The following is a 13,154-nucleotide window of genomic DNA, read 5'->3' on the forward strand; positions in this document are numbered from 1 at the left end:
ATAACTTGTATCCGGCACAGGAACAAGTATAACACAAATAAAAAGAAAAGCAAGACTTTTGCTTCACTGTAAAAACACAAAAAAAGGACCCTACTGGATCCTCTTATTAATTGATAAACATCAGTACTAAGCTTTCTTAGCTGCCTTGCTCCATTGGTACCAAGCAACTAAACTGTTGATAAGGTAAATGAAGTATTTTCCTTGAATTTGTAAGCTTTCTCCCCACCACAAGTAGATAGAGAAAACATTAGTGGCAGCCCAAAAAATCCATTGTTCACGGTAAACAGCTGTCATCAAGAGCTGACCAACACCATTTGTCGCATCAGTAATAGAATCACGGAACGGACGATTGGCGCCAACGGATTGGTAAATGAAACCAAAGGTTAACCACCAAAGCACACTAATTGATAAGTACTTAATCCATCCCACCACATCCAATTTACGGGCAACAAATTCCTGCTGTTCTTTTTTGAACTGGGCTTGATAGATCAAAAAATGTTAAAAATAAGACAGTAACCTCAGAATAGATACTGTCTTATCTCTTTTTTTTACTTAAAGCCTTGATAGACTTGACAAATGGTAGAAAAGAACCGTGAGTTCTTGCCAGAAGCTGAAGTTAATCCTTCAACCTGGAAAACCCGCAGAGGTGACTTTTTCTATACATCTCGATTTTTCTGGCAATAATCATTAACCGATAAATATGTCTGTGAATCACCCAGCGACTCTGCTATGTCCATAATCCGCGGTGGTAGTAATCCCACTCGCTGGACAAGTTCGTGATCGCTGAACAATTCCCGTGGACTGCCGGCGAAGCCAAACTTCCCGTGTTCCATAACATACACCGACTCAAACTCGGCGGCGACCCAATCCATGTCATGGGTGATGGTCACAACTTGGTGGCCCGAATCAGCCAACTGATGGAAAATTGCGGTCAACTTGCGCCGGCTTTCCCAATCAAGCGACATCATCGGCTCATCAAATAAATAAATCGCCGGATCCACTGCCAAAACTGTGGCAACGCTCAACAGCTTGCGTTCCGACAATGACAGGTCATATGGACTTTCAGCTGCTTTATCATCCAAGCCAACTCTTTTTAGAGCCGCTAAAGCCCGCCTCGTAATCGTGTCGTGGTCATCCATGACCTGCGCGACACTCCACTCCACCTCTCGTTGAACGGTCGGGTTGAAAAGCTGATCGTCAGGATTCTGAAAAGTAATCCCAACCTTCAGTAACTTTTCGACTGGTTTAAGATCATTAAAATTTTCTCCATCGATCTTAATCACACCGGTTTGTGGTGTCAGCAAGCCCGTCAACAATTTGAAGAGCGTTGATTTGCCGGCACCATTTTGGCCGACAATCGCCACCATCGGATCGGCGAAGTGTTTGTCTTCAACATCCAAGCTAAAGGACCGTTCCGGATAAGTGAACGTCAGGTGGTTCAGTTCAATTGTGGACATAACAAGCCTCCTTCAGATCAGCGCCATTCACCGGATACCGGCCATCAGCCAAGTGCCAATCCATTTTTTGAGCAAGTTGCTGGATTGTCGGGGCTGGAATCTGCCAGTCAGCTGCCAAATGATTAAACACCTCACCCGGCCTGCCCTGGGCTACCAATTGACCCTCGTGCAGCACCCACACAACGTCGGTGACTTCGCACAAATCGTCAATTTCACTGGTGACAATGAAGACAGTTGTCTCTTTGACTTGGGCCAGCCATTGGAAAAATTGCCGGCGGCCAAGGGGATCCATCTGACTGGTCGGATCATCCATAATCAAAACAGCCGGATTAGCCACAATCGCCGTGGCAATTGCCAACCGCTGGATCTGACCACCGGAAAGGCTCTCGGGACGCAAATTCAGCTGTTCAATCAGCCCCATTTGCGTGGCAACTTCTTCAACCCGTTTTTGAATCAGTCCTTCAGCCATTCCCTGATTAATCAAGTCAAAGGCGATTTCATCGGCAACCGTGTCTGCCAACCCGCTTAGTTGGCCAGCTGGATTTTGCAGTACAACTCCATTCATGGCATTATAAACGGGCCAATTGTCGGACACTCGCTGGCCAAACATGTGCCAGTCGCCCTCAATCTCAGCAGACACAATTTTGGGAATGACCCCTGCTAGCACACGGCACAAAGTCGATTTGCCGGAGTGGCTATTCCCGATAATCCCAACCACCTGGCCGGTATGAACCTCCGCGTTAATCTGACGAAGTTGTGGTTGCTCAGTACCCGGATAACGGGTGGTCAAATTTTCAATTACAATCCGTTTATTTTCTTCCATATCTTCCACCCAATTAATAAAATTGCCAATCCAGTCAGACCAATGTGCAGCGTCCGCGACAGGCGATACACGCGCTGGGAGGTTCTGACAGTCCGGTTGGGATTATCAAAACCTCTCAGTTGGAGAGAAATCGACCGCGCCATCGATTGATCCAAGGTCTTAATCACCAATGGAATTAGAACCGGCAGGACTGACTTTAATTTCTGAATCAACGTTTTTTGCGGATTGGTTCCGCGAACTTTTTGTGCCTGCTGGATTTTCCGCATATTGCGCATCATTTCCGGCAAAATATAACACACCGACATCAGAACGTAGACGGTTTTATAAGACAATCCGGACAGTTCCAAATAGGCCGCGTTTTCTGAAATACTCGTGGTCACCATAAAAAAGCCACTGGTCAAAATAATCACCAATACTCGACAACCCAGAGTGGTGGCGTAAATCAGGCCTTCTTTGTAGAACGACACCCCAAGCACAGAAAACAGCACAGTTTGATTCCGACTGTAAAATAACCCTTGGATGATCAGCATGGTGCAAATCAGAAACAGGCTGAATCCCAGCGCCTTAAAGATGGTAGAACTCAATTTGGAAAATAACAATAGCAATGTTGCGACAAGAATTAATCCGGCCTGAAGCAATAAATTCATACTGGCAAAGCTCAACAACGTCATGTCCAAGATGAACAAGAGCTTAGTAATCGGATCGATCACCTGGTACCACTTGAGCTTGACCCGTGGCGCTCCAGAAATCAATGTTTGATCAGTCATCATTTATCACCGCTAAAGAAGTGCACCATCCGCTTCGGCAGCTGACGATAGATGAAGAATGCCAGGTAGGCCACGCAGACTTTATCCAAAATATCCAAGACAAACTCATCGGTAAATGAGGCCAGCCACACTGGTGCATGATTGGCGACCATTACCGCAAACAATGAGTCACCCCAAGCGATACCGGTCTGACCACCCCAAAAGATGACGTTGAGTGGCGTTGAAATGACAGCTGAAACGATGGCAATAATAATAGCAGAAACAAATACTCGTCGCACTGACGAGAACCACCCATTGGCGTGCAAAACTCCGACAGCAATCCCAATTCCGATGCTGGTAATCGCATACACGGTTGAAATTGGCGATAAGGTCAGCCCATAGATCACGTTGTTGATGAAACCACTGATGGCACCGGCAACCGGCCCAGCCAACATGCTGGCAAGAAAGGTTCCCAAAGACCCCAGCCAAACGGGCAACTTTAACCCCTCCGCCAAGGCTTTGGCAACATAGTTAATCCCCACGGCAGCGGGAATCAAAGTCATGGTGGAAGCACTTAACTTAAATTTCCACATACTGGTACGATGAATCGGTTCTGTTTTCATAATCTTCTCCTTTTGTTTTTAAAGAGCCGTGTCAGGAATGACTTTCGGACGCAACGCTCTATAGAATAGTTAATAGAACTATTTAGTCTTTTCACAATACCAACCGTAGTCGACATAGATTAATATAGTAAAATTACTATTTCTAAGTTCATACTCTATATGATACGCTTATTTTCAAAATTGTCAAGTCTTTTCTGAAAATTCTTCAAGAAATATGAAATAATTTAAAATGCCTAGCTCAGCTAGACATCTTTCGATTGGGATTTTGTTTTACTTACTATCACTAATATTTCTGAGCTGTTGTCATTGACCGAAATTTAGTCCATGATATAGATTTCACCACGGCCATAAAGGGCAGCCTTACCTGCAAGGTAAATCCTATCTCCCTTTATACGACAAAGGAGGAGTCCACTCCTTTCAGAGGCTTGGTAGGCACTAAATTCTGCTTGAGCCAACTTATTAGCCCATAAAGGAATAACATGACAGTGTCCTGAGCCACAAACTGGATCTTCCTTGATTGATAATTTTGGAGCGAAACTTCGAGTCACAGTATCATACTTGCTTCCTTTAGCTGTGATATTTAGGAGTAAGCCATCTAATGCTTTAACTTTATCGAAATCTGGGGTCGCAGCAATGACATCATTTTCATGAGGGAGGATACACACTAGATCTCTTCCAAGCCACGCTTCAAGAGGACGGACACCGATTGCTTCTTCCATCTCACTTGTTACTGGAACTTGGTGCATCGAGTAAACTGGGAAATTCAGCTCATATAGCTCTCCTCTTTTGGTTACCAAAAGCTCCCCACTCTGAGTTGTAAAGGTTAGACTATCAACATCCACTTCTATAAATTGAAAGAGAACGAAGGCAGTTGCTAAAGTAGCATGACCACACAAATCGATTTCTCCACCGGGAGTAAACCAACGTAAATCGTAATAGCCGTTCTTTTTAACCGTAAAAGCCGTCTCAGAGAGATTATTTTCTTTGGCAATATTCTGTAAGGTAGCATCTGACAACCATTCGTCCAGAAGACAAACAGCAGCTGGGTTCCCCTTAAAAACGGTATCTGTAAAAGCATCTACGATAAATTGTGAAATCGTATATTGACTAATTGGCATGAAGGGCTCCTTAATTTGTTATCTTTATTATATCTGAAAATAGGATAGAAAACAGACAAATAGTAACTAAAATAGTTATTTAAAAAGTTACTTTTTGTGCAAATTTTCCATTATTTCTTAATAACACCTTCTTTTACCAAGAAATCATGTGCGACTTGGGCAGCCGGTTTACCTGCTACTCCCACTTGGTAGTTCATCTGGCTCATTTGCTCTGCTGTGATTTTACCAGCCAACTTGTTTAGAATGCCTTCCAATTCTGAATGTTTCTTAAGAAGAGCTTCTTTCATGAGGGGTGCTCCTTGATAAGGTGGGAAGAGTTGTTTGTCATCCTCTAGGGCCACAAGGTCATAGCGAGCAAGCTCGGCATCCGTTGAATAGGCATCTGTTATCTGGATTTCACCAGACTGGATAGCCTGGTAGCGAAGGGCTGGCTCCATAGTGGAGACTTGTAGATTAAGACCATAGACTTTCTGCAGGCCCTTGTTCCCATCCTCTCGGTCATTAAACTCCAAGGTAAATCCTGCCTTGAGTTGTCCTTCCACCTTTTTCAAATCTGAAATGGTCTTGAGGCCATACTCTTGGGCAATTTTCTTAGGCACCGCGACAGCATAGGTATTCTGATAAGCCATGGGTTTGAGCAAGGCCAGGTTGTCTTGTCGCTTGATCCCATCTCGAGCCGCTTGATAGACTGCTTCTGGATCATGGTCGACTTGCGGCGCCGGCTTGAGAAGACTTTCGGTCACGGTTCCTGTAAACTCTGGATAGATATCAATATCCCCTTTTTTCAGAGCTTCATAGAGGAAGGTGGTCTTGCCAAAATTTGGTTTAACAGTCACTGTCATGTCCGTGTTTTCTTCGATCAAAATCTTGTACATATTGGCTAGAATTTCCGGTTCAGGACCTAACTTCCCAGCGATGACCAGATTTTCTTTTTCAGGTTTGGGAAGAAAACTTGGTGTATAAGATACTCCCAATCCGATAACCATTACCGCAAAAGCCACAAAGATGGTCCGCAATTTAGCCTTTTCCATCCATTTGAGAAGAAGGTTAAAGGCGATGGCCAAGAAGGCTGAAGACAGGGCACCGATCAAAATCAGACTGGCATTATTGCGGTCAATCCCTAGAAGGATAAAGGAACCGAGTCCCCCAGCTCCAATTAAGGCAGCTAGGGTAGCTGTCCCAATAATCATCACAGCTGCTGTCCGAATCCCAGACATGATGACGGGCATGGCCAAGGGAATCTCAAACTTCTTGAGTCGTTCCCACTTGGTCATCCCAAAGGCCACCCCTGCTTCTTCTAGACTTGGATCAATCCCCTGCAAACCGGTGATGGTATTTTGAAGGATGGGGAAAATGGCATAGATGACGAGAGCTGTCAAGGCCGGAAGTGTTCCGATTCCCATGATGGGAATGAAGAGCCCCAAAAGGGCCATGGAAGGAATGGTCTGGAAGATCCCAGCTACCTGTAAAACCCAGTTGCTGGCTCTCTTGCGTGTACTTAAATAAATAGCTAATGGAACAGCTAGAAAAATAGCAAGGAGCAAGGTCAGTAACGACAGTTGCAAATGTTGCCCCAGTGCAGTGAGCCAGTCTCCAAAGCGTTCTTGAAAGGTTGTAAGTAGTTTAGACATTGTGAGCACCTCCAAACAAATCTGCCACAAAGTCGTTGGCCGGTTGGGCTAGAATGGTCTCAGAATCCGCCACCTGCACAATTTCTCCTTCTTGTAGCACCGCAATCCGATCGCCTAATTTCAAGGCTTCATCGGTATCGTGTGTAACAAAGATAGTGGTCATGCCGAACTCCTTGTGCAAGTCTTTGGTAAGAGCCTGTAGCTGTTTGCGAGAAATGGCATCCAAGGCTGAAAAGGGCTCGTCCATCAATAGAATCTTTGGTTCTCCAATGATGGCCCGCACAATTCCAATCCGTTGTTGCTCCCCACCAGATAACTCACTTGGCTTGCGATTTGCATACTCTGCAGCAGGCAGACCTACCTTGTCCAAGAGTTCTTCTGTTTTAGAGGCTATTTGGCTTTTAGTCCACCCTTTCATCTCTGGAATTAAAGCAATATTCTCAGCGACAGTTAGATTTGGAAAGAGAGCAATGGCCTGCAAAACATAACCAGTAGAAAGACGTAACTCTCGTTCATCATAGTCCTTGATGCGTTTTCCGTCCATATAAATATTGCCATCTGTCGGCTCCAAAAGACGATTGATCATCTTGATCATGGTGGTTTTTCCAGATCCTGAAGGACCCACTAGCACCATGAATTCTCCGTCTTCAATATGGAGATTGACATCTTTTAAAATGTCTGTATCCGTGTAGCGCAGGACTACATTTTTATATTCAATCATATTCTTCCTCAATTTTCACAATTACTTTCCCGAAGGACTGGCTACTTTCAAGATAGGTGTGCGCTTCTTGTATCTCTTCTAGCTTATAAACCTTCTCAGGCCGGACATCCACTTGATACAATTCCACAAAATCAATCAACTCTTGGAGCTTTTCATTTGAAACATTCCCCGAATAAAAGGTCGTTAAATAAACATTCTTCGACAATTCAACAATTGGATCAAAATCAGCCAAGGTCCACTGGCCACCTAATTGACCACAAGAGCAGATAATTCCTCCATCACTTAAGTGATGGATACTATCTTTGATATGGCGAGGTCCCACTAGATCTAGAATTTTTGTGAAAGACTCCTCACTTTGCAGAACGCCATCCTTCTCCAAAATTACCTGATCAAAACCAACCGCCTTCAATTGCTCTTCCTTGGCTAAATTTCGGCTAGTTCCTACCAAGTGAATCTCAGGAAATTTTCCTTTAAGCAGTTTAGCAAAAGCAATTCCTACACCACTGGTTGCTCCGCGAACTAACACGCAATCTTTCTCCTCAATCTTGAGATTAAGAAAAGCACCAAAAGCTGTGTAATATGTCTCAGGAAGGGCAATCAAGCTTTCCAAATCAAGTTCTGTCTTGATTGGATAAATTTGCTCATTTGGGAGAAGTGTATACTCTGCATAACCTCCATCAAAAGCTCGCCCCATCTCCCCCATAATGGAAATGATTTGCTGTCCAATCTTCAAATCCGGTCGTGTCGTTTGTTCCACAAGACCGACACACTCAATTCCTAACACACGAGGAAATTGAACTGACGGCGATAAACCCTGACGGGTAAAAATTTCACTGTGATTGATGCCAAATCCTTGAATTTTCACCAAGGTCCAACCGGCCTTCAAAATTGGTTTTTGTCGTTCGACAACTTCTAATACCTCTGGTCCACCTGGACTGCTCACAACAACTGCTTTCATAAGGTACTCCCTATTTTTTTAAAGTTCTTTCTCTTTAGCTTTTAGATTTGAGATTATACGCTCTTGATACTCCTCAAATTCTTGGATTTCGTTATCCGAAAAGCCTTGGTAGAATATCTCTCCCAGTTCCTGACTGACGCGATCTCCAATTTCTTTTTGCGCCCAACCTAATTCCGTCAAGACTACAAACTTCTTGCGCTTGTCCTGGTCACTCTGTTCAATCTTAACCAAGCCTTGCTCGACCAACTTCTTTATCATGCTAGTCAATGTGTTATTAGCTAGTCCCGTCGCTAGAGCAATATCAGTTGCAGTTGCCCTTCCTTGCTCTTTTTGCCATAAGACTGTTAAAATTTTCCCCTGTTCACTACGGTATTGAGCATCTGGTTCCTTGCTCAAGAGTTTTTGAAAGATACGCCCGTTCAACAAGCGTATCTGTAAAGCTTGGTAGCCTCCTGTCATCTTATCCATTTTTGTCTCCTTTTTATTTCTATATCGAAACATTACAGTCATTGTATCACTTTTCGTTACATCTGTCAACTATTTCGATATCGAAATAATTATAAAAACAAAAAAACTTTCCTAATCATCTAGGAAAGTTCTAACTATAATCGATTGATATCTTTAAAATATTTTATTCAGCCTTGGTAATATCTTCACGCATCTCATCGACATTGAATTTAGCAAAGAGATACTGACGGTCTTGAACTGGGAAACGTTGATCGAGTTGGTCAACTGGTCCAACTTCGATAATACCATTTTCAATAACAAAGTCCATAACGTGACCACCGAATGTCAAGTCGTCTGAAATAAAATGAAGGTGATAACCAGCAACACTCACACCGTGAAACATTTCTGGCGTCCAAATACCAACGATGGTACCTGAAATATCATCTACCTCGTACTCAGGTTGGCGAGTGGCAACATCAGCAAACTTAATATCCGCATTTGATTTAGGAATCATGCGCACGTGCATGTGTTTAAAATGACCCTTAATTTTGATAGAACGGAAGAGATTAACCCCATCATAGTAAGATTCAATACGATCCTCAAGTTCTTTATCAGTCATTTCATAACGTTGACGGAAGATAACTTCAGCTTGGTGAGGTACGACTGCTGCATAGGGAACTTTTTCATCTGGAGAAACTTCTACCACTTCGACTTTACCTTCAGAGCCTTTAGCTTGATAGGCTTTACCATCAAGAACAATCAACTCCCCATCAATAGAATCTAATGTTCCAAGACCCAAGTCTCCATGCTCCAACAATTCACCAACTGTTAAAGTACCTCCATAAAGCCCAGCCATCAAGGCTCCCAAAGTATTATATTGAAATAATTTTATGGCTTCAGACATGTCTACACCCTCTTTTTAGTAAAATTCATCTGGCAAAATAGTTTCGCCGAGTTTAATATTATCTTTATAGTCGATTGGAACATCAATAAGGACTGGTCCATCTACAGCTTGAGCCAAGGCTTCTTGGAGTAAGCTAGAAAACTCCTCTTTACTTGTTGCACGATAACCTTTCGCTCCAAAGCTCTCAGCATATTTTACAAAATCTACAGGACCAAAGTCAACCCCAGATGATCGACCGTACTTCATTTCTTCCTGGAATTCCACCATATTGTAATGGCCATCGTTCCAGATAATATGAACAATTGGCAATTTCAATCGAACTGCTGTCTCCAATTCTTGTGCTGAGAAGAGGAAACCACCGTCACCAGAAACAGAAATGACTTTTGTCTTAGGACGAACCAAAGCTGCAGAGATGGCCCACGGAAGAGCAACCCCTAAAGTTTGCATCCCATTTGAGAAAAGCAAATGACGTGGTTCATAAGATTTGAAATAACGAGCCATCCAGATATAGTGACTACCAACGTCAACGGTAACTGTCATATCATCATCTGTTTGTTCTTGTAATACTTCAATCAAATCTAGCGGATGTACCGTACCTTCTTCAGGATGACGATCAAATTTAACATCTTCGACGACTGTATTTTTTAACCCTTTAAGATACTCGACTGAACCTTCAGGTAATTTGTAGCCTTGAATAGCAGGCAAAAGCAAATCTAAAGTTGCTTCTACATTACCAATCAATTCACGTTCTGGCTGGAAGTAAGTATCCACCTCAGCAGGTTCAACATCAATTACGATAATACGTGCTGAAATTTCAGCATTCCAGTTACGTGCTTCATACTCAATTGGGTCATAACCAATGGCAATAATCAAGTCCGACTTCTTAAGCAACATGTCCCCTGGTTGGTTACGAAAAAGACCAACACGACCAAAGAAAGTATCTTCTTCAAGGTCACGTGACACGATACCAGCACCTTGGAAAGTTTCAACAACTGGTAATTTAACATGTTTCAAAATCTGGCGAATAGAGTAAGTTACAGCTTCTGATGAGGCACCGTTCCCTAAAAGTAAGACTGGCAATACGGCATTTTTAATCGCCTGTGCGAGATAGTTAATATCAGAAACAGATGCTGAACCAAGTTTTGGATCCGTCATAGGCTTGATAGCCTTAACACTGACCGGAGCATCAGTCACGTCTTGAGGAATTGAAATAAAGCTTGCGCCGGGTTTCCCTGATTTAGCATGACGATAGGCATTTGCTACTGTTTCGGAAAGGGTGTTAGCATCATGTACTTCAGCTGCATACTTAGTAATTGGCTCTAACATGGCAACGTTATTCATTGATTGGTGGGCACGTTTCAAAAGGTCTGCACGTTTAACCTGACCACCAATAGCAAGAACAGGGTCTCCTTCATCTGTAGCTGTTACCAATCCAGTAGCCAAATTGGATACACCAGGACCAGATGTTACCAAAACAACACCAGGTTTACCTGTAATTCGTCCAACACCTTGAGCCATAAAAGCAGCATTTTGCTCATGACGGGCAACAATCAATTCAGGTCCCTTATCTTCCAAAGTATCAAAAACCCTATCAATTTTTGCACCTGGAATCCCAAAGACATAATCAACATCATGGTTGATCAAACTATCAACCACTAAATCCGCACCATACAATTGCTTTTCTTCTGACATGAACACAGTCCTTCTGGCCCTAAAATGATAGAGCCAATTTTCCTTTCAAGTATAAGTCACAAAGTGTCAAAGTCTGCTCGTTTTTTCACAAACTTTTATCACTTCACAATTCTGTTACTATTATAGCACAGTTTTCAGACAATCTTGTGAAAAAAAGATTGTGAAATTTTGAACTTCCATCACAAAAAGAAACACCTGATTACTATCAGATGTTCATGTATTTTTTACCTTAGCAAACTCTCGATTAAGATAATTTTGCAAGCCTTCAAAAATCTCTAGTAACTGGAGATAATTAGACAAGCTTGAGCGACCAGGGATATCTACGACATCCAAAGAAATGCGTTCCAGGTCTTTTTCATAGAGAATGCGGAAGGAAATCACTGCTTGATCAGAAAAATAATTCTCCCCTGCTAAAATAAAACACTCATAGATGATGCCAACAGGATTAGCAACCTTCAACTCAATACGAATTGCGCCTAATCTCAAGGCCTCCACTTGCTGAAAACGCTCCAGAATAGCCTGTCGCTGACTGGGGATAAAACTCATGATATCCATAGTGGCCCTCCCAAGATTCCTTTTTGTCTATTATAGCCTAAAGCTGAGAAAAATGCTTGTGTAGGGTTTGTAGAAGCCTCATTGGCATTCAAGAATACTTAGTCAACCCCTTTGTAGTCTCTAAAGTCTGACTTAATACTGGAATCGTAATCATGTTTATCCACCCAATCCTTTAAATCAGCAAAAGAATGAATTTCCTTCCTAATACCAGCACCGTCCTCTACAGAAATTACAATTGCTTGCTCTCCATTTGTTCCCAACCAATGTAAGATATCATTGGTTTGCTCTTCAGGGGAAAAATAAATTTGTGATTGTTTATCGTATTCCCTATCTCTATAAGACTCATATTTGGCTAACTTCTTTTTATAGGCATCATATTTCCTATCATAATCTTTTTGGGCTTTTTGACGTGCTTTTTCGTAAGCTCGATAGTCTTTCTGATAATCTTGTTGAGCCTTCTTATTAAGAATGTCACTAAAACTTAGGGTTTTAAGAGGAAAAATAGAATCAGGAAAAACATTAAATTCTGGAACTCTCTTTGGCTCGCTTGGTTTATAAGGTAGGGGGCTTTTCACTGGCTCAGTTGGACCGGCCGGAAAATCTCCCTCCTTACCTTGACGGGTCAATAGTTTAAATTTCTTTAACGTATCACTGTTTGTTGTTGTCTGATTAACAGCCTCTTCGTAAATATGCTTAACCTCAGAATTTTCTTTAAATAGATTAATTTGATTCTCTTGTTTTGAAGTATCTACATTATCAATCTCTAGGATCACATTTAGATGAGCAGATAAATAGCTGTCCTCTGGGGCTGGTGACTTCCTTAAAAGCTCATCCAAGTTTCCTTCTCTCTTTAAATATCCCCACATGGTGCTATCATTCATCTGATTACGAGCAGAATTCTTATCACCAAAATAAAGCAGTTCATCCAGACTATAAGAATAATCAGGCAGGTCTCTACTTAAAAATTGGTTCGTATCTAGATTATAAGCAAATTTCTTGCCACTTTGAGAATTCTCCAAGTAAACATAATCATAACCATCAATCGATCTTAAAGACACAGCCAACTCCTTAATATCTTTAAAATCTTTTATTTTCTTCAAATATGGGGTCAAATTAATAATTTTCTTTTCAAAATTTTTGTTGATATCATAAACTACCAAATGAGCTTGATGGAGACTACTCATGGTGTCGTAATAGCGAACAAGATGATTTCTACCAATCATCTCAGTAGCTACATTATCTTCAGAATTATAGTAAGTGGGTTCTTGATGACTAATGGCAACATATTGTTGACGACTACCAAAAATCTCATTAGAAGTTACTTTATCAGCTTTTAGAGCCATCTGTAACTCTTCTACAGCTTTTTCATGAAATTTGTGCTTTGTATATGTATTCCCTAAAAAGAAAAGCATTAGTATAGTCGCAGTATAAATCTTTCCACGCTTCGAGAAGGGAAACTTTAAAATCTTCTTTATCATA

13 protein-coding genes and 1 pseudogene are annotated in these 13,154 nt (G+C 42.0%); all 14 read right to left on the reverse strand.

The window, feature by feature from the left end; translation table 11 throughout:
- Positions 1 to 126 precede the first annotated feature (126 nt).
- Positions 127 to 489, reverse strand: a pseudogene (pnuC, locus tag HMPREF1517_RS05495) (nicotinamide riboside transporter PnuC); the annotation flags it as partial.
- A gap of 167 nt (positions 490 to 656) precedes the next feature.
- Positions 657 to 1,457 (reverse strand): energy-coupling factor ABC transporter ATP-binding protein, encoded by an 801-nt coding sequence (locus HMPREF1517_RS05500; RefSeq protein WP_002891034.1) that lies wholly within the window; start codon positions 1,455 to 1,457, stop codon positions 657 to 659.
- Positions 1,444 to 2,280, reverse strand: coding sequence for an ABC transporter ATP-binding protein (locus HMPREF1517_RS05505; RefSeq protein ID WP_037599941.1), 837 nt, complete (start codon positions 2,278 to 2,280; stop codon positions 1,444 to 1,446). Before HMPREF1517_RS05505 ends, HMPREF1517_RS05500 begins: the two co-directional genes overlap by 14 nt.
- The gene (locus HMPREF1517_RS05510; protein WP_021144109.1) at positions 2,256 to 3,047 is read right to left on the reverse strand and encodes an energy-coupling factor transporter transmembrane component T; all 792 of its coding nucleotides are present in this window, start codon (positions 3,045 to 3,047) and stop codon (positions 2,256 to 2,258) included. Before HMPREF1517_RS05510 ends, HMPREF1517_RS05505 begins: the two co-directional genes overlap by 25 nt.
- The gene (locus HMPREF1517_RS05515; protein ID WP_037599946.1) at positions 3,047 to 3,649 is read right to left on the reverse strand and encodes a hypothetical protein; all 603 of its coding nucleotides are present in this window, start codon (positions 3,647 to 3,649) and stop codon (positions 3,047 to 3,049) included. The genes HMPREF1517_RS05510 and HMPREF1517_RS05515 overlap by 1 nt, the downstream gene beginning before the upstream one ends.
- Before the next feature lie 317 nt (positions 3,650 to 3,966).
- Positions 3,967 to 4,767 carry a PhzF family phenazine biosynthesis protein gene (locus tag HMPREF1517_RS05520; protein WP_037599948.1) on the reverse strand — a complete coding sequence of 267 codons (801 nt, stop codon included), beginning with the start codon at positions 4,765 to 4,767 and terminating at the stop codon, positions 3,967 to 3,969.
- Positions 4,768 to 4,877: 110 nt separating this feature from the next.
- Positions 4,878 to 6,398: an ABC transporter permease/substrate-binding protein gene (locus tag HMPREF1517_RS05525; protein ID WP_037599951.1), complete on the reverse strand. Its 1,521-nt coding sequence runs from the start codon at positions 6,396 to 6,398 to the stop codon at positions 4,878 to 4,880.
- The gene (locus HMPREF1517_RS05530; RefSeq protein WP_037599953.1) at positions 6,391 to 7,119 is read right to left on the reverse strand and encodes an ABC transporter ATP-binding protein; all 729 of its coding nucleotides are present in this window, start codon (positions 7,117 to 7,119) and stop codon (positions 6,391 to 6,393) included. Before HMPREF1517_RS05530 ends, HMPREF1517_RS05525 begins: the two co-directional genes overlap by 8 nt.
- Positions 7,112 to 8,077: a zinc-binding dehydrogenase gene (locus tag HMPREF1517_RS05535; RefSeq protein WP_037599955.1), complete on the reverse strand. Its 966-nt coding sequence runs from the start codon at positions 8,075 to 8,077 to the stop codon at positions 7,112 to 7,114. The genes HMPREF1517_RS05530 and HMPREF1517_RS05535 overlap by 8 nt, the downstream gene beginning before the upstream one ends.
- Positions 8,078 to 8,095: 18 nt before the next feature.
- Positions 8,096 to 8,545 carry a MarR family winged helix-turn-helix transcriptional regulator gene (locus HMPREF1517_RS05540; RefSeq protein WP_037599958.1) on the reverse strand — a complete coding sequence of 150 codons (450 nt, stop codon included), beginning with the start codon at positions 8,543 to 8,545 and terminating at the stop codon, positions 8,096 to 8,098.
- Between the two features lie 163 nt (positions 8,546 to 8,708).
- The gene (budA, locus tag HMPREF1517_RS05545; RefSeq protein WP_002891043.1) at positions 8,709 to 9,428 is read right to left on the reverse strand and encodes an acetolactate decarboxylase; all 720 of its coding nucleotides are present in this window, start codon (positions 9,426 to 9,428) and stop codon (positions 8,709 to 8,711) included.
- A 15-nt stretch (positions 9,429 to 9,443) separates the two neighbouring features.
- The gene (gene alsS, locus HMPREF1517_RS05550; protein ID WP_037599960.1) at positions 9,444 to 11,120 is read right to left on the reverse strand and encodes an acetolactate synthase AlsS; all 1,677 of its coding nucleotides are present in this window, start codon (positions 11,118 to 11,120) and stop codon (positions 9,444 to 9,446) included.
- Positions 11,121 to 11,333: 213 nt separating this feature from the next.
- Positions 11,334 to 11,675 carry a hypothetical protein gene (locus HMPREF1517_RS05555; RefSeq protein WP_037599962.1) on the reverse strand — a complete coding sequence of 114 codons (342 nt, stop codon included), beginning with the start codon at positions 11,673 to 11,675 and terminating at the stop codon, positions 11,334 to 11,336.
- 98 nt (positions 11,676 to 11,773) lie between these two features.
- A complete protein-coding gene (locus HMPREF1517_RS05560; protein WP_037599964.1) occupies positions 11,774 to 13,153 on the reverse strand; it encodes a hypothetical protein in 1,380 nt (459 codons plus the stop codon).
- Between the last annotated feature and the right edge of the window lies 1 nt (position 13,154).

The sequence above is a fragment of the Streptococcus sp. ACS2 genome, assembly GCF_000525585.1.
In the GTDB taxonomy this organism is placed as follows: domain Bacteria; phylum Bacillota; class Bacilli; order Lactobacillales; family Streptococcaceae; genus Streptococcus.